The sequence below is a fragment of the Pelomonas sp. Root1444 genome (assembly GCF_001426885.1).
Lineage (GTDB): Bacteria > Pseudomonadota > Gammaproteobacteria > Burkholderiales > Burkholderiaceae_C > Pelomonas.
Genome location: NZ_LMFP01000028.1, coordinates 514,600 through 538,991, shown reverse-complemented (window position 1 = coordinate 538,991; position 24,392 = coordinate 514,600). Strand labels below are relative to the sequence as shown.

Annotated in this window: 21 protein-coding genes; 12 read left to right on the top strand and 9 right to left on the bottom strand. The window is 67.8% G+C overall.

Going from position 1 to position 24,392, the window contains the following annotated elements; genetic code table 11:
* Positions 1-46: 46 nt before the first annotated feature.
* From acnB to ASD35_RS20220, 5 genes are all read right to left on the bottom strand, one after another.
* Positions 47-2,644, bottom strand: coding sequence for a bifunctional aconitate hydratase 2/2-methylisocitrate dehydratase (gene acnB / locus ASD35_RS20240; protein ID WP_056876749.1), 2,598 nt, complete (start codon positions 2,642-2,644; stop codon positions 47-49).
* An 18-nt stretch (positions 2,645-2,662) separates the two neighbouring features.
* Positions 2,663-3,082 carry a type II toxin-antitoxin system VapC family toxin gene (locus ASD35_RS20235; RefSeq protein ID WP_056876748.1) on the bottom strand — a complete coding sequence of 140 codons (420 nt, stop codon included), beginning with the start codon at positions 3,080-3,082 and terminating at the stop codon, positions 2,663-2,665.
* The gene (locus ASD35_RS20230) at positions 3,079-3,324 is read right to left on the bottom strand and encodes an AbrB/MazE/SpoVT family DNA-binding domain-containing protein (protein ID WP_056196361.1); all 246 of its coding nucleotides are present in this window, start codon (positions 3,322-3,324) and stop codon (positions 3,079-3,081) included. Before ASD35_RS20230 ends, ASD35_RS20235 begins: the two co-directional genes overlap by 4 nt.
* 107 nt (positions 3,325-3,431) lie before the next feature.
* Positions 3,432-4,037: a hypothetical protein gene (locus tag ASD35_RS20225; RefSeq protein ID WP_056876747.1), complete on the bottom strand. Its 606-nt coding sequence runs from the start codon at positions 4,035-4,037 to the stop codon at positions 3,432-3,434.
* 119 nt (positions 4,038-4,156) lie between these two features.
* Positions 4,157-5,158, bottom strand: a complete 1,002-nt coding sequence (locus ASD35_RS20220; RefSeq protein WP_056876746.1) for a CoA ester lyase — start codon at positions 5,156-5,158, stop codon at positions 4,157-4,159.
* Between the two features lie 98 nt (positions 5,159-5,256).
* On the opposite strand from ASD35_RS20220, the gene ASD35_RS20215 reads away from it, so the two are divergent.
* Entirely contained in the window at positions 5,257-6,822 is a 1,566-nt protein-coding gene (locus ASD35_RS20215; protein WP_082580303.1) for a methyl-accepting chemotaxis protein, read from the top strand.
* Positions 6,823-6,879: 57 nt separating this feature from the next.
* Here ASD35_RS20215 and ASD35_RS20210 read toward each other — a convergent pair whose 3' ends face one another.
* Positions 6,880-7,866, bottom strand: a complete 987-nt coding sequence (locus ASD35_RS20210) for a malate dehydrogenase (protein WP_056876745.1) — start codon at positions 7,864-7,866, stop codon at positions 6,880-6,882.
* 103 nt (positions 7,867-7,969) lie between these two features.
* On the opposite strand from ASD35_RS20210, the gene ASD35_RS20205 reads away from it, so the two are divergent.
* From ASD35_RS20205 to ASD35_RS20160, 10 genes are all read left to right on the top strand, one after another.
* Complete coding sequence (locus ASD35_RS20205) at positions 7,970-8,698, top strand: GntR family transcriptional regulator (RefSeq protein ID WP_056876744.1); 729 nt, start codon at positions 7,970-7,972, stop codon at positions 8,696-8,698.
* Between the two features lie 91 nt (positions 8,699-8,789).
* Complete coding sequence (gene sdhC / locus ASD35_RS20200; RefSeq protein ID WP_056876743.1) at positions 8,790-9,218, top strand: succinate dehydrogenase, cytochrome b556 subunit; 429 nt, start codon at positions 8,790-8,792, stop codon at positions 9,216-9,218.
* Positions 9,219-9,237: 19 nt separating this feature from the next.
* Positions 9,238-9,597 carry a succinate dehydrogenase, hydrophobic membrane anchor protein gene (gene sdhD / locus ASD35_RS20195; protein WP_056876742.1) on the top strand — a complete coding sequence of 120 codons (360 nt, stop codon included), beginning with the start codon at positions 9,238-9,240 and terminating at the stop codon, positions 9,595-9,597.
* Positions 9,597-11,363: a succinate dehydrogenase flavoprotein subunit gene (gene sdhA, locus ASD35_RS20190; RefSeq protein WP_056876741.1), complete on the top strand. Its 1,767-nt coding sequence runs from the start codon at positions 9,597-9,599 to the stop codon at positions 11,361-11,363. Before sdhD ends, sdhA begins: the two co-directional genes overlap by 1 nt.
* Before the next feature lie 67 nt (positions 11,364-11,430).
* Positions 11,431-12,132: a succinate dehydrogenase iron-sulfur subunit gene (locus tag ASD35_RS20185; protein ID WP_056876740.1), complete on the top strand. Its 702-nt coding sequence runs from the start codon at positions 11,431-11,433 to the stop codon at positions 12,130-12,132.
* Between the two features lie 23 nt (positions 12,133-12,155).
* Positions 12,156-12,407 carry a succinate dehydrogenase assembly factor 2 gene (locus tag ASD35_RS20180; RefSeq protein ID WP_369819233.1) on the top strand — a complete coding sequence of 84 codons (252 nt, stop codon included), beginning with the start codon at positions 12,156-12,158 and terminating at the stop codon, positions 12,405-12,407.
* Positions 12,408-12,443: 36 nt separating this feature from the next.
* Complete coding sequence (gltA, locus tag ASD35_RS20175) at positions 12,444-13,754, top strand: citrate synthase (RefSeq protein ID WP_056876738.1); 1,311 nt, start codon at positions 12,444-12,446, stop codon at positions 13,752-13,754.
* Between the two features lie 82 nt (positions 13,755-13,836).
* Positions 13,837-14,763: a ribokinase gene (locus tag ASD35_RS20170; protein WP_056876737.1), complete on the top strand. Its 927-nt coding sequence runs from the start codon at positions 13,837-13,839 to the stop codon at positions 14,761-14,763.
* A gap of 17 nt (positions 14,764-14,780) precedes the next feature.
* Positions 14,781-16,094 carry a TRZ/ATZ family hydrolase gene (locus tag ASD35_RS20165; RefSeq protein WP_056876736.1) on the top strand — a complete coding sequence of 438 codons (1,314 nt, stop codon included), beginning with the start codon at positions 14,781-14,783 and terminating at the stop codon, positions 16,092-16,094.
* 4 nt (positions 16,095-16,098) lie between these two features.
* A complete protein-coding gene (locus ASD35_RS20160; RefSeq protein WP_056876735.1) occupies positions 16,099-16,509 on the top strand; it encodes a hypothetical protein in 411 nt (136 codons plus the stop codon).
* Between the two features lie 5 nt (positions 16,510-16,514).
* On the opposite strand, the gene ASD35_RS20155 is transcribed toward ASD35_RS20160, so the two are convergent.
* On the bottom strand, positions 16,515-19,457 hold the full coding sequence (locus ASD35_RS20155) for a TonB-dependent receptor domain-containing protein (protein WP_056876734.1): 2,943 nt from the start codon (positions 19,455-19,457) through the stop codon (positions 16,515-16,517).
* Positions 19,458-19,657: 200 nt separating this feature from the next.
* On the opposite strand from ASD35_RS20155, the gene ASD35_RS20150 reads away from it, so the two are divergent.
* The gene (locus ASD35_RS20150; protein WP_056876733.1) at positions 19,658-20,704 is read left to right on the top strand and encodes a LacI family DNA-binding transcriptional regulator; all 1,047 of its coding nucleotides are present in this window, start codon (positions 19,658-19,660) and stop codon (positions 20,702-20,704) included.
* Here the strand turns inward: ASD35_RS20150 and ASD35_RS20145 are convergent.
* Both ASD35_RS20145 and ASD35_RS20140 read right to left on the bottom strand, forming a co-directional pair.
* On the bottom strand, positions 20,696-23,026 hold the full coding sequence (locus tag ASD35_RS20145; protein ID WP_056876732.1) for a GH36-type glycosyl hydrolase domain-containing protein: 2,331 nt from the start codon (positions 23,024-23,026) through the stop codon (positions 20,696-20,698). The genes ASD35_RS20150 and ASD35_RS20145 overlap by 9 nt on opposite strands.
* 2 nt (positions 23,027-23,028) lie before the next feature.
* On the bottom strand, positions 23,029-24,384 hold the full coding sequence (locus ASD35_RS20140; protein WP_056876731.1) for an MFS transporter: 1,356 nt from the start codon (positions 24,382-24,384) through the stop codon (positions 23,029-23,031).
* Positions 24,385-24,392: the final 8 nt, after the last annotated feature.

Genomic DNA, 24,392 nt, shown 5'->3' with positions numbered 1-24,392 from the left:
CCGCCGGGCTTGCGCACGGCGGGCTGGCGGCGAAGCCGGTTCAGGCTCAGCAGGCCGGAGCCGTGACCTTGGCCGTCTCCGCGTACTCCTCGATCTGGTCGAAGTTCAGGTACTTGTAGACGCTGGCGGTGTCCTTGTTGATGATGCCCATCGCCTCGTGGTACTCCTGCACCGTCGGGATGTGGCCCAGTTTGGACGCGATGGCGGCCAGCTCGGCGGACGCCAGGAACACGTTGGTGTTCTTGCCCAGGCGGTTGGGGAAGTTGCGGGTCGACGTGGATACCACGGTCGCGCCTTCGCGCACCTGGGCCTGGTTGCCCATGCACAGGCTGCAGCCCGGCATTTCGGTGCGCGCACCGGCCGTGCCGAAGGCGGCGTAGTGGCCTTCCTTGATCAGCTCGCTCTGGTCCATCTTGGTGGGCGGGGCCACCCACAGCTTGACCGGGATGTCGCGCTGGCCGCCCAGCAGCTTGGCCGCGGCGCGGAAGTGGCCGATGTTGGTCATGCACGAGCCGATGAAGGCCTCGTCGATCTTGGTGCCGGCCACGTCGGACAGGAACTTGGCGTCGTCCGGATCGTTCGGGCAGCAGAGGATGGGCTCCTTGATGTCGGCCAGGTCGATCTCGATGACGGCGGCGTACTCGGCGTCCTTGTCGGCTTCGAGCAGCTCGGGCTTGGCCAGCCAGGCCTCGACCTTCTCGATGCGGCGCTGCAGCGTCTTCGCATCGGCATAGCCGTCGGCGATCATGTTCTTCATCAGCACGACGTTGCTGGTCAAGTACTCCTTGATCGGCTCCGGATTGAGCTTGATCGTGCACCCGGCGGCCGAGCGCTCGGCGGAGGCGTCGGAGAGCTCGAAGGCTTGCTCGACCTTCAGGTCCGGCAGGCCTTCGATCTCGAGGATGCGGCCCGAGAACACGTTCTTCTTGCCGGCCTTCGCGACGGTCAGCAGGCCGGCCTTGATGGCGTACAACGGGATGGCGTGCACGAGGTCGCGCAGCGTCACGCCGGGCTGCATCTCGCCCTTGAAGCGCACGAGCACCGATTCAGGCATGTCCAGCGGCATCACGCCGGTAGCCGCGCCGAAGGCCACCAGGCCCGAGCCGGCGGGGAAGGAGATGCCGATGGGGAAGCGCGTGTGCGAGTCGCCGCCGGTGCCGACCGTGTCGGGCAGCAGCAGGCGGTTCAGCCAGCTGTGGATGACGCCGTCGCCCGGGCGCAGCGACACGCCGCCGCGGTTGCTGATGAAGGCGGGCAGTTCCCGGTGGGTCTTCACGTCCACCGGCTTGGGGTAGGCCGCGGTGTGGCAGAAGGACTGCATGACCAGATCGGCCGAGAAGCCCAGGCAGGCCAGGTCCTTCAGCTCGTCGCGGGTCATCGGGCCGGTCGTGTCCTGCGAGCCGACGGTCGTCATCTTGGGCTCGCAGTAGGTGCCGGGGCGCACCCCCAGGCCCTCGGGCAGGCCGACGGCACGGCCCACCATTTTCTGAGCCAGCGTGAAGCCAGCCTTGGTTTCGGCGGGCGGCGAGGGCAGGCGGAACAGCGTGGAGGCGGGCAGGCCCAGGAACTCGCGCGCCTTGGCCGTCAGCGAGCGGCCGATGATGAGGTTGATGCGGCCGCCGGCGCGCACTTCGTCGAACAGCACGTCGCTCTTGAGCTTGAACTCGGCGACCGTCTCGCCGTTCTTCACCAGCTTGCCGTCGTAGGGCAGCACGTCGATGACGTCGCCCATCTCGAGCTTGCTGACGTCCACTTCGATCGGCAGCGAGCCGGAGTCTTCCTGCGTGTTGAAGAAGATCGGTGCGATCTTGCCGCCCAGCGTGACGCCGCCGAAGCGCTTGTTCGGCACGAACGGGATGTCCTGGCCCGTGGCCCAGATGACGGAGTTCGTCGCCGACTTGCGCGAGGAGCCGGTGCCCACCACGTCGCCCACGTAGGCCACGAGGTTGCCCTTCTTCTTCAGATCCTCGATGAATTGCATCGGGCCGCGCTTGCCGTCTTCCTCAGGGCTAAAGGCCGCGTCGGGACGCGTGTTCTTCAGCATCGCCAGGTAGTGCAGCGGGATGTCCGGGCGGCTCCAGGCGTCGGGGGCGGGCGACAGGTCATCGGTGTTGGTCTCGCCGGGCACCTTGAAGACGGTGACGGTGATCTTCTTCTCGACCTCGGGGCGCGAGGTGAACCACTCGGCGTTGGCCCACGACTGCATCACTTCCTGCGCCTTGACGTTGCCGGCCTTGGCCTTGGCGGCGACGTCGTTGAAGAAGTCGAACATCAGCAGCGTCTTCTTCAGGCCTTCCGCGGCCACGCCGGCCACTTCGGCGTCGTCCAGCAGTTCGATCAGCGGATGCACGTTGTAGCCGCCCACCATGGTGCCCAGCAGCTCCGTGGCCTTGGCCTTGGAGATGAGGCCCACGCTGAGGTCGCCATGCGCCACGGCGGCGAGGAACGAGGCCTTCACCTTGGCGGCGTCGTCCACACCCGGGGGCACGCGGTGGGTCAGCAGGTCCAGCAGGAAGGCGTCCTCACCCGCCGGCGGGGTCTTGATCAGCTCGATCAGCTCGGCGACCTGCTTGGCATCCAGCGGAAGGGGCGGGATGCCGAGGGCGGCGCGCTCGGCGGCGTGTTGGCGGTAGGCGGTGAGCATGTGGTTCTCCAGTTGAAATCAAGCCCCAGGCACGATGACCTTGAGGCCCTTGAAATAGTCGCGAAAGAAGCCCTGGTCGCGCGTGATCAGCGCCTGGCACTGCAGCAGAGCGTGGGCGCCGATCAGGAAGTCAGGGACGGTGCGTGGGCCGGCCGGAACCTGGCCCGCGGCCTTGCGGCGCTCCTTGTAGCGGCGCTGCATTTCGCCCGCGCGCACGGAAGCGCGGGACTCGATCGGGGAATAGACGATACCGACGCCTTCGAGCGCGTCCAGCAGCTCGGCGCCGAAGCCGAGGCCCGAGACGACTTCGCTGAGCACCACGTCGCAGGCGACGACCGGGCCACGCGACAGCGCCTGGCGCAGGCAGTCTTCGGCGGCTTCGGCCCCGGTGTCGCCACCCAGCAGGTCGATGAGGACGGAGGAGTCGATGGCGATCACGGCTCCACCGGATCGCCGGGCGCGCGGCCGCGCAATTCGCGCATGACGTCGTCGGTGGTGACGCCCTCGGGCAGCTTGAAGCGCCCGCGCAGCTTGGCCAGCGCGTCGTCGACGTTCTTGCGCAGGATGATGCGCCCGCCGTCCAGCTCGACCTTGAGCGTCGTGCCCTTGGTCAGGCCGAGGGCGTCCCTCACGGCTTTGGGCAGCGTGATCTGCCCGCGCTCGGCAACAGTGGCTTCCATGGGCGCCTCCAGCGGCTGAGCGCCACTGGCAGGCGGCGGCTCAGGTATGCATCAGAAAGTATGCATGCATTCTACATACCGAAGCCGGTTGCTTTCAAGCCGCAGGGCTACTTGCCGGCCATCGGTGTGATGCCCAGGCTGTTGCGCGCCGATTCGGCGGCTTCGGCCTCGGGGTCGTGGAGCTTGGCGGCCTTCGCAGCTTCCATCAGCTTGACCTGCTCGGGGTGGACGCAGTCGTCCAGCAGGCGCTGGCCGATCTTGGTGTCCAGCAGCATGGACTTGTTGGCGATCTGGATCATCAGCGTGCGGCCGGTCACGTCTTCCAGACGCAGCGCGCCGGTGGACGACAGCACCGGCTTCATCGTGAAGCGGTGCTTCTGCCAGAGCACGTCGATGTAGCCGGCTGCCTTGGAATGCTTCTCGATGAGCACGCTCTCGTTGAACTCGCAGGCGTAGTTGCCCAGATAGGCGCGCTCGGAGGCGGCGACCTGCGCCTCGTCGGCGTCGACCAGCACGGGCTCGGGCGGCGGCGCCGGTGTCTTCTTCGCCGCCGTCTTGGGCGCGCTCTTGGCGGCTGAAGGCTTGGCGCCAACCGGCTTGGCCGCCGCGGGCTTGGCGGGGGCCGGCTTGGCCGCAGGCGCCTGGGCCAGGGCGGGCAGGGCGGCGCAGAGGATCAGGGCGGCGGCGCTGCCGCGAAGGGAGTGAAACAGCATCTGGTGAGAGCGGGTGGGAAGGTGGATGGGGCCGCGCATGATGGCCGCGCCTCGGCGAGGCATGCGTGAGCAGATGTAGGGATTGTCGGACGCATCGGGCGCCCCCCTGGCTCCGTGCTTTACCCGATGGATACGGGGAAAAACGCCGATCGCGCCTCCGCGGGCAGCGCGCGGCCCGTGCGTTCTGCGCGTTCGAGCAAGGTCCAGAAAAAGCGAAAACTGGCGCGGTCGTGCAATCGGTCACGGAAGGAAATCGGCGCCCACTGAGCCGCCTGCGCGGCCAGCAGCAGCTCGGCCGCCTCGGCGACCTCGTCGGCCGCCGGCGCGAAGGCCTCGACGATGGGCCGGATCTGGTCGGGGTGGATGCTCCACATGCGCGTGTAGCCGAACTCGCGGGCGGCGCGGCGGGCGGCGGCGGCCAAGCGTTCGCTGTCGCGGAGCTCCGTGACGACGCAGTGCGAGGGCGTCTTGCCGAAGGCATGGGCCGCCGCGGCGATCTCCAGCTTGGCGCGCACGACGAGCGGATGCTCAAACTGGCCCGGTAGCTCCATCGCCGCCTTGGGGATGGCGCCGCCGTGCGCCGAGACGAAATCCATCAGGCCGAAGGACAGCGACTCGATGCGCGGATGTGCGGCGATGCGGAACACCTCGCGCAGCGCGCCGTGGGTTTCGACGAGCACCTGCAGCGGCAGCTTGGGCGCGCCGTGGCGGGCGCACGCCGCGTCGATCGTGGCCGCGGCACGGTCCACGTCGTCGAAGCTCTCTGGCTTGGGAATCATCAGGTAGGCCAGGCTCGGGCCGGCCTTCCCAATCAGCGTGTCGACGTCGGCCTCGAAGGCGTCGTGGCCAAAGGGATGCACGCGCGCGCCGACGCGGCCGAAGCGGTTGGCCGCGCTGGTCGCCAGCTCGGCGATCAGCAGCGCGTGCTCGGCCTCGCCGCCGACCGGCGCGCCGTCCTCGGCGTCCAGCGTGATGTCGAAGACGGGGCCCAGCTCGGCCTGCAGCGCCAGGCTCTTGCGCATGCGCGCTTCGACGCCGCAGTAGTGGTCGACGACAGGCAGTGCGGCGCGCGGCGTTTCATGGCCGAACAAGGCCGCGCGGGGATGGAGGAGGGCGGTCATTGCGGCACTGTAACGAAGGCGGGTGCCGTGCAATTCGTACTGGGCGTTCTGGTCTCGGCGTGACACGATGGAAGGCACAACGACAACTGGAGACGTGCTTGTTCCAGCTTCAATCCCTCAGCTGCTCCCGCCGCCTGGCCTTGCAGACCTTCGGCGCCGTCCTCGGCGTGCTGCTGGTTGCCGGCTTCCTGTTGTTCTCGGAACGCGCGCTCATCATGAATGAGCGCCAGCAGGCGGTGCGCCAGGCGGTGGAGGCCGCGCATGGTGTCGTCGCGCATTTCCATTCGCAGGTCGCCGCCGGCAAGCTGGCCGACGAGGACGCCAAGAAAGCGGCCCTCGCGGCCGTGAAGACGCTGCGCTACAGCGGCAACGAGTACTTCTGGATCAACGACAACACGCCGGTCATGGTGATGCATCCCATGAAGCCGGAGCTGGACGGCAAGCCGCTGTCGGCCAGCAAGGACCCGACAGGCAAGGCACTGTTCGTCGAGATGGTCAACATCGTCAAGGCGCAGGGCGCGGGCTTCATCCCCTACATGTGGCCCAAGCCCGGCAGCGAGCAGCCGGTGCCGAAGGAGTCGTACGTAAAGGGTTTCGCGCCCTGGGGCTGGATCATCGGCTCGGGCGTCTATGTCGACACCGTCAACCAGGCGATCTGGCAGCGCGTCTGGCAGGTGGGCCTGGGCGTGCTCGTCCTCGTCGGCGCGCTGCTGGCCCTGGGGCTGGCCATCACGCGCAGCATCACGCGCCAGCTCGGCGGCGAACCGGCCGCGGTCAACGCGATCACGCACCGGTTGGCCGAGGGCGACCTGGGCGTCGAGATCGACCTGCAGCCGGGCGACACGGCCAGCGTCATGCAAGGCGTCAAGGCCATGCGCGACAGCATGGCGAGCATCGTGCAGCAGGTGCGCGACGGCTCGGAGTCGGTGGCCAACGCCAGCTCCGAGATCGCCAGCGGCAACCAGGACCTGAGCGCTCGCACCGAAAGCCAGGCCAGCGCGCTGCAGCAGACGGCCGCATCGATGGACGAGCTGGGTGCGACGGTGCGCAACAACGTCGACAACGCGCAGCAGGCCAACCAGCTGGCGCAGAACGCATCGCACGTCGCGGTCGAGGGCGGCCAGGTCGTCAAGCAGGTCGTCGAGACGATGAAGGGCATCAACGACAGCTCGCGCCGCATCGGCGACATCATCTCGGTCATCGACGGCATCGCCTTCCAGACCAACATCCTGGCGCTGAACGCGGCCGTGGAGGCGGCGCGCGCCGGCGAGCAGGGGCGGGGCTTCGCGGTGGTGGCCGGTGAGGTGCGATTGCTGGCCGGTCGCAGCGCCGAGGCGGCGCGCGAGATCAAGCAGCTGATCACGCAGAGCATGGAACGCGTCGACCGCGGCAACACGCTGGTCAACCAGGCCGGGGAGACGATGGACAAGGTCGTCAGCAGCATCCAGCGCGTGACCGACATCATGGGTGAGATCAGCTCGTCCAGCGCCGAGCAGAGCTCCGGCGTGTCGCAGGTCGGCGCGGCGGTCACGCAGATGGACCAGGCCACGCAGCAGAACGCCGCGATGGTCGAGCAGATGGCCGCCGCGGCAGACGGCCTGAAGGTGCAGGCCCAGCAGCTGGTGGCGACGGTGTCGACCTTCCGCCTGCCGGCCACGCGCTGAGTCGCGCCGCAACGAAAAAGGCCTCCCGAGGGAGGCCTGCTTTCTTGCCGAGGCGGTTTACAGCAGGTGCTTGACGCCGTCCTGCTCGTCCGTCAGTTCCTTCAGCGTCTTGTTGATGCATTCCTGCGAGAACTCGTCGATGGTGATGCCTTCGACGATCTTGTACTCGCCGCCTTCGCAGGTGACCGGGTAGCCGAACATGACGTCCTTGGGGATGCCGTATTCGCCGTTGGACGGGATGCCCATCGTGACCCACTTGCCGTTGGTGCCCAGAGCCCAGTCGCGCATGTGGTCGATGGCGGCGTTGGCGGCCGAGGCGGCCGACGACAGGCCACGGGCGGCAATGATGGCCGCGCCGCGCTTGCCGACGGTCGGCAGGAAGGTCTCGCGGTTCCACTGCTCGTCGTTGATCAGCGCCTTGACCGACTGGCCATCGATGGTGGCGTTACGGTAGTCGGCATACATCGTCGGCGAGTGGTTGCCCCAGACGGCCAGCTTCTCGATGGAGGCCACCGGCTTGCCGGTCTTCGCGGCCAACTGCGAGGCGGCGCGGTTGTGGTCCAGGCGCAGCATGGCGGTGAAGTTCTTGCGCGGCAGGTCCGGCGCCGACTTCATCGCGATGTAGGCGTTGGTGTTGGCGGGGTTGCCGACGACCAGCACCTTGACGTTGCGCGAGGCGACGGCGTTCAGCGCCTTGCCCTGGGTCGTGAAGATGGCACCGTTGACGGCCAGCAGTTCGGCGCGTTCCATGCCCGGGCCGCGGGGGCGCGAGCCCACCAGCAGTGCGTAGTCGGTGTCCTTGAAGGCGCTCATCGGGTCGCTGTGGGCTTCGACGCCGGCCAGCAGCGGGAAGGCGCAGTCTTCGAGCTCCATGATCACGCCCTTCAGCGCGTTCTGGGCCTTCTCGTCCGGGATCTCCAGCAGCTGCAGGATGACGGGCTGGTCCTTGCCCAGCATCTCGCCGGAGGCGATGCGGAACAGCAGGGCGTAGCCGATCTGGCCAGCAGCGCCGGTGACGGCGACGCGAACGGGTTTCTTGCTCATGGAGGTCTCCGGGGACAGTTGATAAAGCTGACGTCGAGGGGCGCCAAGCGCGCCGCCTGAAGGCGGGCAAGTGTACGGGCATACCCTGTGCTGCAATGCGCGCATGCCCCCAACCAAGCCAAGGCCGCCCGCCCCGCTGTACGAGCAGATCCGCCAGTTGATCGTCGCCGCGCTTGCCGCGGGCGAGTGGCGGCCCGGGGAGGCGCTGCCCAGCGAGGCCGCGCTGGCCGAGCGCTTCCACGCCAGCCCCGGCACCGTGCGGCGCGCGCTCGACGAGCTGACGGCGGCGCATGTCGTCGAGCGGCGCCAGGGCCGCGGGACGTTCGTGGCGACGCACACGGCGCCGCGCGACGCCTATCGCTTCCTGCGCCTCGTGGCCGACGACGGTGCCAGCGGCTTCACCCGTGAGCTGGTGCACTGCCGCCGTGCCCGTGCGACGGCCGAGACGGCCCGGGCCTTGCAGTTGCGCACTTCGGAGCCGGTGATCGAGGTCAGGCGCCTGCTGCTGCGCCGCAACCGGCCCGTCGTGCTGGACGACCTGTGGCTGCCGGAGCGGCATTTCGAGGGTCTGAACGGCGCGCTGATCGACACCTATGCCGGCACGCTGTACGCGCTTTTCGAGGAGCGTTTTGCCGTGCACATGGTGCGCGCCGAGGAGAAGCTGCGGGCGGTTGCCGCCAGTGCGGAAGCGGCCGCGTTGCTGGCGGTGGCGACGAGCGAACCCCTGCTCAGCGTCGAGCGCGTGGCCTACACCTACGGCGATCGACCGGTCGAATTGCGCCGCGGCCTCTACCACACGCACGCGGATCACTACCGCAATGACTTGAACTGAATCTGACAATGCCGCAGTGCAGCAACCGCGAAGGTTGTCCTGTGTCTCTGCCCTAGAATCTTTCGGTTTCACATTGATTACGGGCACGACCATGACGGACAGCGTCAAGAAAAGACCGGTCTACACCAATATTCACGTCACGCAGATCGTCAGCTACCGCCTTCCGCCGGCCGGCATCGTCTCCATCCTGCATCGGATCAGCGGCTTCGTGTTGTTCGCGTTGCTGCCGTTCGTGATCTGGATGCTGGACAACAGCCTGCGCACGGAAATCTCCTTCGAAGGCTTCACCAACGTCTTCGTTGCGGGTGTCGGCGTCATCCCCGGCTGGTTCGTCAAGCTCGTCACGCTGGGTTTGATCTGGGCGTACCTGGCGCACTTCATCGCGGGTGTGCGCCACCTGTGGATGGATGCGACGCACAGCGTCAGCAAGGCCCAAGGCCACAGCTCGGCCCTGATCACGCTGGTGCTCAGCACGCTGCTGACGCTGCTGCTCGGTGCCAAGCTCTTCGGCCTGTACTGAGCTCCTGAGGACAACAACAATGAGTACTTTCGGTTCCAAGCGCATCGTCGTCGGTGCGCATTACGGCCTGCGTGACTGGCTCGCGCAGCGCATCACGGCCGTACTGATGGCCCTCTTCACGGTCGTGCTGCTCGCCCAGGTGCTGATGCCCGGCGAGCTCGGCTACGACCGCTGGGCAGCGATCTTCTCCACGCAGTGGATGAAGTTGCTGACCTTCGTCACCATCCTGGCACTCGCGTATCACGCCTGGGTCGGCGTGCGCGACATCTGGATGGACTATGTGAAACCCGTGGGCGTGCGTCTGACGCTGCAGGTGTTCACCATCGTTTGGCTTGTGGGTTGCGCTGGCTGGGCGATCCAGGTTTTGTGGAGACTCTGATGGCGCAGCTCGCGACCCGTAAGTTTGATGTGGTGATCGTCGGGGCCGGTGGCTCCGGCATGCGCGCCTCGCTGCAACTGGCGCTGGCCGGCCTGAACGTGGCCGTGCTGTCCAAGGTCTTCCCCACCCGCTCGCACACCGTGGCCGCGCAGGGCGGCATCGGCGCGTCCCTGGGCAATATGTCCGAGGACAACTGGCACTACCACTTCTTCGACACCGTCAAGGGTTCGGACTGGCTGGGCGACCAGGACGCCATCGAGTTCATGTGCCGCGAGGCGCCCAAGGTCGTCTACGAGCTCGAGCACTTCGGCATGCCGTTCGATCGCAATGCCGACGGCACCATCTATCAGCGCCCCTTTGGCGGCCACACCGCCAACTACGGCGAGAAGCCCGTGCAGCGCGCCTGCGCGGCGGCCGACCGCACCGGTCACGCGCTGCTGCACACGCTGTACCAGCAGAACGTCAAGGCGCGCACGCAGTTCTTCGTCGAGTGGATGGCGCTGGACATCATCCGCGACGCCGAGGGCGATGCCGTCGGCGTGACCGCGCTGGAGATGGAGACCGGCGAGGTCCACATCCTGCACGCCAAGACCGTGCTGCTGGCCACCGGCGGCGCGGGCCGCATCTTCGCGGCCTCCACCAACGCCTTCATCAACACCGGTGACGGCCTGGGCATGGCGGCGCGTGCCGGCATTCCGCTGGAAGACATGGAGTTCTGGCAATTCCACCCCACCGGCGTGGCCGGCGCGGGCGTGCTGCTGACCGAAGGCTGCCGCGGCGAAGGCGCGATCCTGCGCAACAGCAACGGCGAGCGCTTCATGGAGCGCTATGCCCCGACGCTGAAGGACCTGGCCCCGCGCGACTTCGTGTCCCGCTCCATGGACCAGGAAATCAAGGAAGGTCGCGGCTGCGGTCCCAACAAGGACTACGTGCTGCTGGACATGACCCACCTGGGCGCCGAGACCATCGCCAAGCGACTGCCGTCGGTGCTGGAGATCGGCCACAACTTCGCCAACGTCGACATCACGAAGGAACCGATCCCGGTGGTGCCGACCATCCACTACCAGATGGGCGGCATTCCGACCAACGTGCACGGCCAGGTCGTCATCCCGAAGAACGGCAAGCACAACGACGTCATCAACGGCCTGTACGCCGTCGGCGAGTGCTCCTGCGTGTCGGTGCACGGCGCCAACCGCCTGGGTACCAACTCGCTGCTGGACCTGATCGTGTTCGGCCGCGCCGCGGGCAACCACATCGTCGACTTCAACCTGAAGACGAAGTCCCACAAGGACCTGCCCAAGGACGCCGCCGACAAGACGCTGGCCCGCCTGGCGCGCCTGGACTCGGCCACCAACGGCGAGTACTCGCAGGACGTCGCCAACGACATCCGTGCCGCCATGCAGCAGCACGCCGGCGTGTTCCGCACGCAGGCGTCGATGGACGAAGGCGTGGCCAAGATCAAGGAGATCGCCAAGCGTGTCGGCTCCATCGGCCTGAAGGACAAGTCCAAGGTCTTCAACACGGCCCGCGTCGAGGCGCTGGAAGTCGAGAACCTCATCGAAGCCGCGCAGGCCACGATGATCTCGGCCGCCGCCCGCCCCGAAAGCCGTGGCGCCCATGCGCACAACGACTACCCGAACCGCGACGACGCGAACTGGATGAAGCACACGCTGTGGTACTCCGAAGGCAACCGCCTGGACTACAAGCCCGTCAATCTCCAGCCGCTGACCGTCGAGTCCGTGCCTCCCAAGGTCCGTACGTTCTGAAGACCTTGCGGGACAGACCGCCCGAGCGAAGCGAGTAGCTCTGTCCCCAACTGACTAGGACTGATTCATGAAGCGCACTTTCCAGATCTACCGCTACGACCCCGACAAGGACGCCAAGCCCTACATGCAGACCCTCAAGGTCGAGCTGGACGGCCATGAGCGCATGCTGCTCGACGCCCTGGTCAAGCTGAAGGCCGTCGACCCGACGCTGTCCTTCCGCCGCTCCTGCCGCGAAGGCGTCTGCGGCTCGGACGCGATGAACATCAACGGCAAGAACGGTCTGGCCTGCCTGACCAACATGCTGACGCTGCCGGGTGTCATCACCCTGAAGCCGCTGCCGGGCCTGCCCGTCGTGCGCGACCTCATCGTCGACATGACGCAGTTCTTCAAGCAGTACCACTCCATCAAGCCCTACCTCGTCAACGACAACCCGCCGCCCGACAAGGAGCGCCTGCAGTCGCCCGTCGAGCGGGAGGAGCTGGACGGCCTGTACGAGTGCATCCTGTGCGCGAGCTGCTCGACGAGCTGCCCGAGCTTCTGGTGGAACCCCGACAAGTTCGTTGGCCCGGCCGGCCTGCTGCAGGCCTATCGCTTCATCGCCGACAGCCGCGACGAAGCGACCGCCGAGCGCCTGGACAACCTCGAGGACCCGTACCGCCTGTTCCGCTGCCACACCATCATGAACTGCGTGGATGTCTGCCCCAAGGGCCTGAACCCCACGAAGGCCATCGGCAAGATCAAAGAGTTGATGGTTCGTCGCGCGGTCTGAAGACGATGAGTGAAGTGGCTTCGATGATCGACGAACGTGCGCTGTCCAAGCTGCGCTGGCGCTGCCGCCGGGGCCTGCTGGAGAACGACATCCTCATCGAGCGCTTCTTCAATCGCCACCCCGACGGCATCAGCGTCAGCCTCGCTGACGGCATGACCATGCTGATGGACTTGTCCGACAACGACCTTTTGGATCTGTTACTGCGCCGCAAGGAACCCAGTGGTGAAATCGACACCGCTGCGGTGCGCGAGGTTCTCGCCGAGCTGCGTACCTGACTCCCGTTTTTCAAAGCCTCTCAAAGGACCGCCCCCATGACCCCGTCCGACGTGAAAGCCACCCTGTCGTTCTCCGACGGCAGCCCCTCGATGGACCTGCCGCTCTACAAGGGCACGATCGGCCCGGATGTCATCGACATCCGCAAGCTCTACGCCCAGACCGGCAAGTTCACCTACGACCCCGGCTTCCTGTCGACGGCGTCGTGCAACTCGACCATCACCTACATCGACGGCGACAAGGGCGAGCTGCTGTACCGCGGCTACCCCATCGAGCAGCTCGCGGTGAACTGCGACTACCTCGAGACCTGCTACCTGCTGCTCTACGGAGAACTGCCGAACGTCGCCGAGAAGGCCAACTTCGAAGACCGTGTGATGCACCACACCATGGTCAACGAGCAGATGCAGTTCTTCCTGCGCGGCTTCCGCCGTGACGCCCACCCGATGGCCGTCATGACGGGCCTGGTGGGCGCGATGTCGGCCTTCTATCACGACAGCACCGACATCAATAACCCCGAGCACCGCGAGATCGCGGCGATCCGCCTGATCGCCAAGATGCCCACGCTCGTGGCCATGGCCTACAAGTACACCATCGGCCAGCCCTACATCTACCCGAAGAACGACCTCAGCTACGCCGGCAACTTCATGCGCATGATGTTTGCCACGCCCTGCGAGGACTACAAGCCCAACGACGTGCTCGTGCGCGCGATGGACCGCATCTTCACGCTGCACGCCGACCACGAGCAGAACGCGTCGACCTCGACCGTGCGCCTGTGCGGCTCGTCGGGCACCAACCCGTTCGCGGCCATCGCGGCCGGCGTGGCCTGCCTGTGGGGCCCCGCGCACGGCGGCGCCAACGAGGCCTGCCTGAACATGCTGGGCGACATCCAGAAGCAGGGCGGCGTGGCCCGCATCGGCGACTTCATCGGCAAGGTCAAGGACAAGAACTCCGGCGTCAAGCTGATGGGCTTCGGCCACCGCGTCTACAAGAACTACGACCCGCGCGCCAAGCTGATGCGCGAGACCTGCCACGAGGTGCTCAACGAGCTGGGCCTGCAGAACGACCCGCTGTTCGAGCTGGCCATGAAGCTGGAGAAGATCGCTCTGGAAGACGAGTACTTCGTCGCCCGCAAGCTCTACCCGAACGTCGACTTCTACTCGGGCATCGTGCAGCGCGCCATCGGCATCCCGGTGCCGCTGTTCACGGCCATCTTCGCGCTGGCCCGTACGGTCGGCTGGATCGCCCAGCTCAATGAGATGATCGGCGACCCCGAGTACAAGATCGGCCGCCCGCGCCAGCTGTTCGTCGGCGCCAGCCCGCGGGACGTCAAGCCCATCGCCCAGCGTTGATGGCTGTTTGATCGGCCCTCGCCTCACGCGAACCCCTCGGCGCCCCCGAGGGGTTCTTTCATTTCGGAGACCCTGACCGCCCATGGCCACCGCCCCTCAGATCCTCGTCCTCGGCAGCGTCAACCGCGACCTCATCGTGCACGCGCCGCGGCTGCCGCAGCCCGGCGAGACGTTGAGGGGCCAGCGCTTCGGCTCCTGCCTGGGTGGCAAGGGTGCGAACCAGGCCGTGGCGGCTGCGCGCCTCGGCGCACGCGTGGCGCTCGCCGCGCGCGTCGGCCTGATGGAGAACGGCGCGGCGATGGTCGAGCAGCTGAAGGGCGAGGGCGTCGACATCCGTGCCATCACCCAGCCCGCCGACGAGGTGCCCGGCGTGGCGCTGATCGTCGTCGGCGCCGAGGACGCCGAGAACCAGATCGTCACCGTCGCCGGTTCCAACGGCACGCTGCCGCTGGCGCAGGTCGAGGCGCTGGAGCTGGACGGCCTGCGCTGGCTGGTGGCCCAGCAGGAGCTGCCGCTGGAGAGCATCGCGCGCGCGTTCGAGCGCGCCCGCGCGGCGGGGGTCAAGACGGTGTTGAACGCCGCCCCTTTCCGCCCCGGCAGCGAGAGCCTGCTGCCGCTGGTCGATCTGCTGGTCGTCAACGCCCTGGAAGCGCAGGCGCTGGTGGCCACCTTGGGCGGCGCGGCGGACCAGCCGCGCGCCCTGGCCGAGGCCTTGCGCGCCCAGGGCCCGGCCGCCGTGCTGGTGTCCCTCGGGGCCGAGGGCCTGTGCTGGGTGGACGCCGACGGCGTGCAGCATGTCCCGGCGCGATCGGTCAAGGCGGTCGATACGGTCGGTGCCGGCGATACGCTCGTCGGCGCGCTGCTGACCGCACTGGCCGAAGGTCAGCCGGTGGCCCAGGCGCTCGCCTTCGCCCAGGCGGCGGCAGCCCTCGCCGTGTCGCGCCCCGGCGTGCAGGACGCGATGCCGCGCCGTCATGAAGTCGAGCAACTGCTCGCGCAGAGAATCTGAATCCCCAGGAGAACTAGATGCCCCAAACCCTGCTGCTGCCGCGCTGGCTGCTGGCCATGAAGGCCGGCGAAGAGACGCTGGAGAACCATGCACTGCTGATCGACGGCGAGCGCATCGCTGCGGTCGGCCCGCGCGAGGCGCTGCTGGCGCAGTACCCGCAGGCGACACGCGTCGAGCTGCCCGAGCAGATCCTCATCCCCGGCCTCATCAACGGCCATGCGCACTCCGCCATGACGCTGCTGCGCGGCGTCGCCGACGACGTGCCGCTGATGGATTGGCTGCAGAACCACATCTGGCCGCTGGAGAAGAAGTGGGTCAGCGAGGAATGGACCTACCTCGGCTCCAAGCTGGCGGCGGCCGAAGGCCTGCGCAGCGGCACGACCTACATCAACGACATGTACTTCTTCCCGACCGCGATGGCCCGCGCCGCGGTGGACTCGGGCGTGCGTGCGGCCGTGTCGATGAACGTCATCGACTTCCCGACCGGCTATGCGTCGGGACCCGACGACTACATCGCCAAGGGCATCGCCGCCTACGAGCAGTACAAGGGCGAGAAGCTGCTCGACTGGACCAGCGCGCCGCATGCGCCGTACACGGTGTCCGACGAGACCTTCATCAAGCTGCGTGACCTGGCCGAAAAGCTGGACATCCAGATGCACTGCCACATCCACGAGACGGCCGGTGAGGTCGAGGACGGCATCAAGGCGCATGGCGTGCGCCCCATCGCGCGGCTGGACAAGCTGGGCCTGTTCAGCGGGCGCATGATCGCCGTGCACATGGTCCACCTCGACGAGGCCGAGATCGAGCTGATGGCCAGGAAGGGCGTGCATCTGGTGCACAACCCCAATTCCAATCTCAAGCTCGCCTCGGGCGTGATGCCGTTGAAAGCGCTGGAGACGGCGGGCGTCAACACCATCCTCGGCACCGACGGCGCGGCGTCCAACAACCGCCTGGACATGTTCGGCGAGATCCGCTCCGCCGCGCTGCTGGCCAAGGGCATCACCGGCGATCCGACGGTGGCCACCGCGCGCACGGCGTTGGAGATGGCGACGATCCGCGCCGCCAAGGCCATGGGCCGAGGCGACGACCTGGGCTCGCTGGAAGTCGGCAAGCTGGCCGACGTCGTCGCCGTGTCGCTGGACAGTCTCGAGTGCCAGCCGGTCTACAACGCCGCGGCGCAGCTCGTCTATGTGGCGGGCCGCGAGCAGGTCAGCAACGTGTGGGTCGGCGGCCGCCAGGTGCTGCGCGACCGCCAGCCGACCACCATCGACGTGCCGGCGCTGCTGGCCGAGGTGCGCGACGTCGTCGGTCGCATGCAGGCGACCGCTTGATGCCATGACTTCCGCGTGGAACCAGCACGGCCATTTCCGCCTGACATGGCGGGGTGAGGTGCTGGTCCTGTGCCTGGAGGGCACCTGGAACGAGGTTGCGGCCCAGCGGCTGCGCGAGGAGGGCGGCCGCCTGGCCCGCGCGCATGCCGGCCGGCCCTGGGGCCTGCTCAGCGACACCGCCGCCTGGGAGGGCGCGACGCCGGAAGCGCTCGACGGCATCTGGGCCTTCTTCGAGGACGCGCTGGCCCATGGCCTCGTCGCCGCGGCCACGGTCATCCCCGACAGCTTCCAGGCCCTCATCATCCGGCCCATGGCGGCTCGCGCCGCTGCGATGACCAACTTCCATGGCTGCGCCAGCGTTGCCGAGGCCGAGGCCTGGCTGCGGTCGCGCGGCCTCAGCTTCGGCTCGGCCTGACTGCGTCAGAACTGCATCCGCGCGCCCACGCGGTACTGCCGGCCCAGCACGTCGTACAGGAATGGATTGATGCCGTAGCCCGTGCCCGTCTGCGGCGCGGCAACGGGGTCCACGTTGGTCAGGTTGTCGACCTTGAAGTAGACCGTCAGGTTCTTGTTGAGCTTGTACGAGCCGCCGATGTCCCAGTAGAACGCGCCCTTCATCTGGTTGTTCAGGATGGTGGGGCGCGTGAGTGTGGAGACGGGACAGTTGGTCTGGCACTCGATGTACTCGTTGCTGTAGACGCCGTCGCTGATCCAGCGCTGGGAGACGGTGAAGCTGGCCGTGTCGGTGTCCCAGGATTGCGAAAACTGGCCCTTCCACTTCGGTGTGTTGCCGAGGTTGACGCCGGCAGCCTCGGTCGGGATGGTGCCGACCACGCCGGAGTTGGTCACGAAGCTCCTGGTGTAGGTGGCCAGCCCGCGCAGCGTGATCTTGCCGGGCAGACCCATGCCGAGATCGAACCTATAGACGCCTTCCAGATCGAAGCCCTTGTTGCGCATGGACGCGAGGTTGAAAGCCTGCACGGTCACGTACTTGGTCGCGCTGACGAGGTCCATCGCGGCGCAGATCTCCTGGTTGCCCGCCACGCACAGGTCCACCTCCTGCTGCGTGGTGAGCGAGGAGATGACGTCGTTGACCTTGATGTCGAAATAGTCGACGGAGGCGCTGAAGCCCGGCGCCCACTTCGGCTGCGCCAGCACGACGCCCAGCGTGGTGTTGCGGGCGATCTCGGGGCGCAGTTTGGTGTTGCCGATGGTGCGTTGCTGCACCGTCAGCGTGGTGCCCTGGTAGTTGACGGTGTTGTTGACGACCACCGGCGCGGCGAAGAGTTCGCTCAGGTTGGGCGCGCGCACGTCCTGGGACGTGACGGCGCGCAGGCGCAGGCCGTCCACGCCGGTCTTCCAGGTCGAGCCAGCCTTCCAGCTGTCGACGCTGCCGGAGGTGCTGTAGCGGGTGTGGCGGCCGGCGACGTTGAAGTTGGCCTCGCCCAGGCTTGCGGACTTGAACAGCGGCAGGTTGAGCTCGATGAAGCCTTCCTTCACGTGGTACGCGCCCACGGCATTGTGGTAGTTGCCGGCATACCAGTTGTTGCCGACGCTGGTGTTCAGCAGCGGGTCGGCCGGGTACTCCGGCGTGTTGGGGCTGGCCGCCGAAACGCCATTGCCGTAAGGATCGCCGGTGACGTGGTATTGCTCCCGGCGCGCTTCCGCGCCGAAGGCCAGCGCCACCGGGCCCGCCCACAGCGAGAACGGCTCGCCGTTGACGGCGAAGCTGGCGACGGACTGGCGCTGGCGGGAATGCTGGCGCGGCCCGTTGGCCGGTTCGATGTAGGCCATCGCCGCCGGGTCGGCCGGCACGTCGCCGAGGATGTTGAGCGGCACGCAGCCCGACGCGACGGCCACCGGGTTGCGGCAGATGATGGTGTTGCCGGGGCCGCGGATGGCGTCGATGGCGGCGTTGTAGCGCGCGTTGAGCGACATGTTGGCGACGCGGATGTCGATGGTGTTCTGGCCATGCGCCGCGTACGCGTCGTACGTCCAGGCCTTGCCGAGCGCATTGAACTTGCCGTTGGCACCCAGCACCGCGCGCAGCTGCGTGCGCACCGGGTTGACCTCGATGTCCTTCGGGAAGTTGGCGTTGGAGGTGCCGAACTTGAAGCTGGTGATGCCGTTCGCCGCACAGGCCGTCTGGATGGACGCGGGCACGAACGGGTTGTCGCACTGGATGGTCAGGTTGTCGTTCTTGGCCGCGCCCGGGTTGGGTGTGAAGCGCGAGTCGACCTTGGCGTAGTTGAGGCTGAAGAACAGCTCATGGTCGTCGTTGAGCTCGTAGCTGCCGCGCGTGTAGGCCACCTGGCGTGCCATGTTCATGCCCAGGGTCGTACCGCCGCCGACCGTGCCGCTCAGGTCGCCGCCGACGCAGAAGGGCGTGATGCACCCGGTGACGGTGCCGGTGCCGGTGGGCACGCCTCCCGAGCCGTACTGGAACTGGAAGGGCGCGCCATCCTTGCCGAAGGCCGTGCCCTGCAGCGGGCCGTTGGTGATGAGGCCGTACTTGGCGTACTGGAATTGCTGGGCGTTCTCGATGGCGATGTATTGCGGCTTGCCGTCCGTCGTTTGCGCGATCGGGCGCACCTGGAAGGCGGGGTTCCTGAACCACGTCCGGCCGTTGGCGCCCGCGCCGCCGAAGCGGGGGGAGGGCACGCCCTTTTCACGGCTGTACTCGGCGCTGGCGACCAGGTGCGCGCGGCCGTCGAGGAAGCCGCGGCCCCAAGCCGCTTGCAGCGTGGCGTTGCGGTCGTCGTGGTAGTTGGTTTCGCCAGCCTCGACGTTGGCCTTGAAGCCGCTGAAGCGCTTGTCGGTGATGAAGTTCACCACGCCGCCGACGGCGTCCGAGCCATAGGACGCCGACGCGCCGCCGGTCACCACGTCCACCTGCTTGATGAGCAGCTGCGGAAACTGGCTGACGTCGGTCACGCCGGTCACATTGGCACCGACGACGCGCTGGCCATCCAGCAGCGTCAGTGTGCGGATGGGCCCGAGGCCGCGCAGGCTCAGCGAGCTCAGGCCCTGGATGCCGCTGCTGGTGCTGTTGGTGCTGGTGGTGCGGCCGGTGCTCCCTTGCAGCGCGGGCAGTTCGGCGAGCGCGTTGAAGAGGTTGGGCTTGGCGACCTTCTCCAGGTCCGCGGCCACCATGCGGGTGGTCGGCGTGGGCTGCGTGAAGCCGCGTGCGGAGATGCGCGAGCCCGAGACGACGACGGGGCTGAGCACGTTCGAGCCGCTGGCACCGGCAGGTTCCGCATCGGCGGCGGGCGCGGCCTCCTGGGCATGGGCGGCCAGCGCGAAGCTGGCGCAGGCGCCGAGGGCGGCGATATGGATCAGGGTGCGGTGGCCGGGGGTGGGCATGGTGTCTCCTTGTCTTGTCGCTGGCAGTTGGATAGCGCTATCCGTGGCGGTTAAAAAAATGGGGTCAGCCACCTTTTTGCCGCCGGCAAGCGCCGCCGATCGACCCGCTCGAACTGCCTCTGGACGAGGCCGGTTCATATTGGGATTGCGCTATCCTAGGGGCCGATCCACCCCCTCGGTATGGGGGATAACATGTAGCCATGCCCCCTAGCAAGCCGGTTTCCGACCCGCCAGTTCGACGTGCCCGCGCGACCGGCAGGGTCACGTTGGCGGACGTGGCGCAGGCGGCGGGCGTCAGCCCGATCACCGTGTCCCGGGCGCTGCGCGGTGAGCGCTCGGTGGCCCAGGAACTGTGTGAGCGCGTCCAGGCGGCCGCCACCGCGCTCGGCTACGTGCCCGACCCCGCCGCCCGCGCGCTGGCCTCCAGCCGCAGCTCCCATGTGGCGGTGCTGATCCCGAAGCTGAGCAACACGCTGTTCGTCGAGTTGCTGGACGCGGTGCAGAACAGCCTGGTGCCGGCCGGCTATCAGACGCTGATCGGCGTGACCCACTACGACGCCGGCGAAGAAGAGGCCGTGCTGCGCAGCTTCCTAGCCCACCGCCCGGCCGGCCTCATCGTCACCGGCCGCGACCGCAGCCCGGCGGCGGCGGCGCTGATCGAGGGCAGCGGCGTGCCCTGCGTGCATGTGATGGAGGTGGAGGTCGAGCCGGGCAGCCATAGCGTGGGCTTTTCGCAGCGGGAGGCCGGCCGGGCCATCACGCAGCACCTGCTGGACTGCGGGCGGCGTCAGATCGCCTATGTCGCCGCCCAGCTCGACCCGCGCACGCTGGAGCGTGGCGAGGGCTATGCCCAGGCGCTGGCGCAGGCGGGTCTGGCAGACCGCGTGAACAAGGTGCTGAGTGCCGAGCCGTCGTCGATGGCGCTGGGCGCCGCGATGCTGGAGCGCGTGCTCCGCGAGGCGCCGGACACGGACGCCATCTTCTTCTGCAACGACGACCTGGCGCAGGGCGCCCTGCTGGCCGCGCTGCGCCTGGGTGTGGCAGTACCGGGGCGCGTGGCGGTGGCCGGCTTCAACGACCTGCCGGGCAGCGACCAGATGGTGCCGCCGCTGACCACGGTAGCCACGCCGCGCCGCGAGATCGGCGAGCAGGCGGCACACATGCTGATGAAGCTGATGCGCGGCCAGCCGGTGGAGCAGCCCAACCTGGACCTCGGCTTCCAGGTCGTTAGACGCGCGTCAGCTTAGTTCCACATCCAGGCGGTACTCGCGGCCGGCTTCGATGTGGCGCACGAGGCCATCGGGCAAGGGCTGCCCGTCCAGCAGCACGCGGGCCGTGCCGGTGCGGCGCACCTGCAGCTTGAAGCGTGCACCGCGGAACTCCCGCTCGGCTTGGAGGTGGTTCCAGTGGGATGGCAACTGGGGCCTCACGAGCAGGCCGCCGGCATGCCCGCGCAGCCCGCACAGGCCTTCGATGATGCTGCGGTAGGCCCAGGCCGCCGTGCCGGTGTTGAAGAGCTGGCTGGAGCGGCCGGCCGTGCGCGGGTACTCGCGGTGAGCGCCGCGGTAGTAGTTGGGAATGAACACGGGCAGCTGGCCGCGCTGCAGGATGTCGGCCTCGTCCGGCCCAGGGATCATGCGGCGCAGCGCGTGCCAGGCGCGGTCGCTTTCACCCGTGTCGTAGAGGGCATGGACGTAGAAGCTGGCCGCGTGGTTGTAGACGGCGCCGTTCTCGGCGGAGCCCGGGTGCTTCTGCGTGACGCGCCCGACGTCGTCGCGCATGCCGGCGTAGGGCGGAGCGAACATGGCCACGCCGTGCGGGGTGTCGAGCTGTGCCTCGATGGCGGCGAGCATCTTCTCGCGTTGCGCCGCGCTGGCAGCGCCGCTGAGCATGGCCCACGATTGCGGGTTGAGGTAGATGCGGCCTTCGGCATCGCTGCTGACGCCGAAGACGACGTTGTCGTCGGTGATGCCGCGCGCAAACCACTGGCCGTCCCACAGGTGGCGGTTAGCCGCGTCGTTGAGCTCCTGCGCCGCGGCGCGCCAACGCAGCGCCGCAGCGGCCCGACCGGCGTCCTCGCACATGCCGGCCCACAGCTTCATCGCATAGGCGGCCGCCACCGTCAGCCAGCCCGACACGCCGCGACCCTTGTAGCCCACCATGTTCATCGGGTCGCACCAGTCGCCCTGGGCGATGAAGTTCAGGCCGCGTGCGTCCCGGTCCTGATGCAGCCACGCCATGGCGGCGTCCAGCCGCTCGGCAACGGTGAGCCCGTTCACGGCGACATCCAGCAGCGCGAAGTCCCCGGTCTCGTCCAGGTAGGCCTGCAGGCACACCGGCAGCCACACGCAATGGTCGGTGTGCGGCACCTGGTTGATGTACTTCAGCTCGGCGCCCTCGACCAGCAGGATGCCGTCCGGCATGGCGCCGTTGGCGGCTTGCTGGCCCAGTGCATGCAGCAGCGCGCCGCGCGTGACGGCCGGCGCGATGTAGGCCATGCCCAGGTTGTCCTGCAGGTAGTTGCGCGTCTGCGGGTCGGTGCTGAGGCGGTTGACATCGCCATGATAGAAGACCTGACGCGGCAGCCAGTGGTTGACGAAGCGGTCGAAATCGGCATCGGGCGTCTCGATGCGCAGGCAGCCGCGGCCGCCGTCGATGTAGTCGGCATAGGCCCGGCGCGTGCGGGCGAAGCCGGCTTCGCCGAGGTAGCTGTCGCGCACCTGGGCGATCTCGGCGTCATCCAGCGCGGGGCCGAACAGGAAGCGCCAGGTCTCGCGCTGGTTGGGCTGCAGCTCGACCCGGTACTGCACGCACGCGGCGGGTGTCTCGTAGCGGGCGTCGCCACCGGCCAGGCGCTCGCCCTGCAGCGCGCTCGGGCGGTGCAGGCCGCCTTCGCCTTCGAACGCGGCCTGGCTGGCCTCCCAGGCGTCGGGCGTGCGTTCGCAGAGGAAATAGGTCTTGTCCTTGAGCTGCCGGTTCTTGAAGTAGTCCGCCACCTTCTGGTAGGGCGTCACGCTGCTGGCCACGATGCCGCCGAGGTCGGCGCGCCATTCGGCGGACTGGTTCATCCACGACATGTAGCCGATGGGGAAGTAGGGCACGACGCTGAGGCGCCGCGCGCGGCCCGAGAGGTTGGTGACGCGCAGCTCCCACAGCTCGACGACGTCGTCGGTCGGCAGGCCTAACGACATCTCCACGCGCAGGCCGAGGTGCTCCACCGTCCAGCTCAGGTCATGGCGGCCGGCGACGAAACTGAAGGCCTCGACCGGCGCGCGCACCGGCTCGTAAGGCGCCGAGAACAGCTCGCCAGTGTCCTCGTCCTTCACATAGACGAAGCGGCCGGGGTGGTGGGCGTAGTAGGCGTGCTCCGGCTGCATGAAGGTCTTGGCCTCCAGGTTGGGCGCATGCGCGTACTTGGCCGGCTCGGGCTGCATGAACTGCGCGGTGGCATAGCCGCGGCAGGTCACCTGGATCATCATGCGGCGGTTCCACAGGAAGCCGCCGGCCTGGGGCATCGCGGTCGGGCTGGTGAGTTCGCAGCGCGCACCGCCGTCGAGAGGGTGGAGCATGGTCAGGGCGAAGGGAGGGAGGACTTGCGCGCTGCCAGATCGGCCTGGATGCGCGCCATGGTCGGGTTGTCCAGCGTGTAGAACACCATGATGACGGCGGCCAGCAGCGTGAAGCCGGCCGGGATCAAGGACATCAGCCAGACGATGCCGGCCTGCGACTCGGCCGACTGGGCGGCGTTGGGCACATAACCCAGCGCCGTGAACAGCGTGCCGATGACGGCGACCGCGACGGCGGTGCCGAGCTTTTGCGCGAAGGAACTGGCGGCGAAGGTCATGCCCGTGGCGCGGCGGCCGTTGCGCCATTCGTTGTAGTCCGCCGAGTCGGCCAGCATGGAAAAAGACAGCGGCGACTTCGGGCCCAGCGTCAGGCCCAGCGCGACCTGCAGCACGTACATCAGCACGATCTGGTCGGCGTCGACGAACAGGAAGGCCGTCGACAGCACGGTGGAGGCCAGCATCAACGCGATCAGCAGCTTGCGCTTGTCGATGAAGCGCGTGAGCAGCGGCGTGCAGGCCGTGCCCGCAGCGGCGGCCAGCAGGTACGCCGGCATGAAGGTGGCCAGCAGCTCGGGCCGGTTGACGACGTACTTGAAGTAGTACGCCGCACTGGTCATGCGCAGCGTGATGCTCAGCATGATGATGAGTGCGAGGAAGAACAGCAGGATCCAGGGCAGGTTGCTGCGCAGATCGGCAATGTCCTGGCGCACGCTGGACGGCGCCGCCTGCACCGGCTGCACGCGCTCGGTCGTCGCGCTGAAGGTGATGGCGAAGATCACGGCGGCGGCGACGCCCCAGAACACCATGGTCAGCGTCCAGCCCAGCGCCGCGTCGCCACCGCCCAACCAGGCGACCAGCCGCGGCGACGCGGCGGTGACGATGGTGCCGCCCGCGAAGCCGGCGACGAAGCGCGACGCATTGATCGCATTGCGCTCCCGCGCGTCGCCCGAGATCACACCCGACAAGGCGCTGTAGGGCAGGTTGACGCCGGTGTAGATCGTCATCAGCAGCAGGTAGGTCACATAGGCCCAGACCAGCTTGCCGGTGGGCCCGAAGTCGGGCGTGGAATACGTCAGCACGCCGATGACGGCCAGCGGCAGCGGCATGAAGAGTAGGTAGGGCCGGAACTTGCCCCAGCGCGTCTGCGTGCGGTCGGCGAAGGCGCCGATCATGGGGTCGGTGAAGGCATTGAAGATCTTGACGACGAACAGCATGGTCGCGGCCGCGCCTGCGGTAATGCCGAACACGTCGGTGTAGAAGATCAGCAGGAAGGTCGAGATGTTGGTCCAGTAGAAGTTGAACCCCATGTCGCCCAGGCCGTAGCCGACGATCTCGCGCTGGGTCAGCTTGCTCGTTGGCATCGTTACGG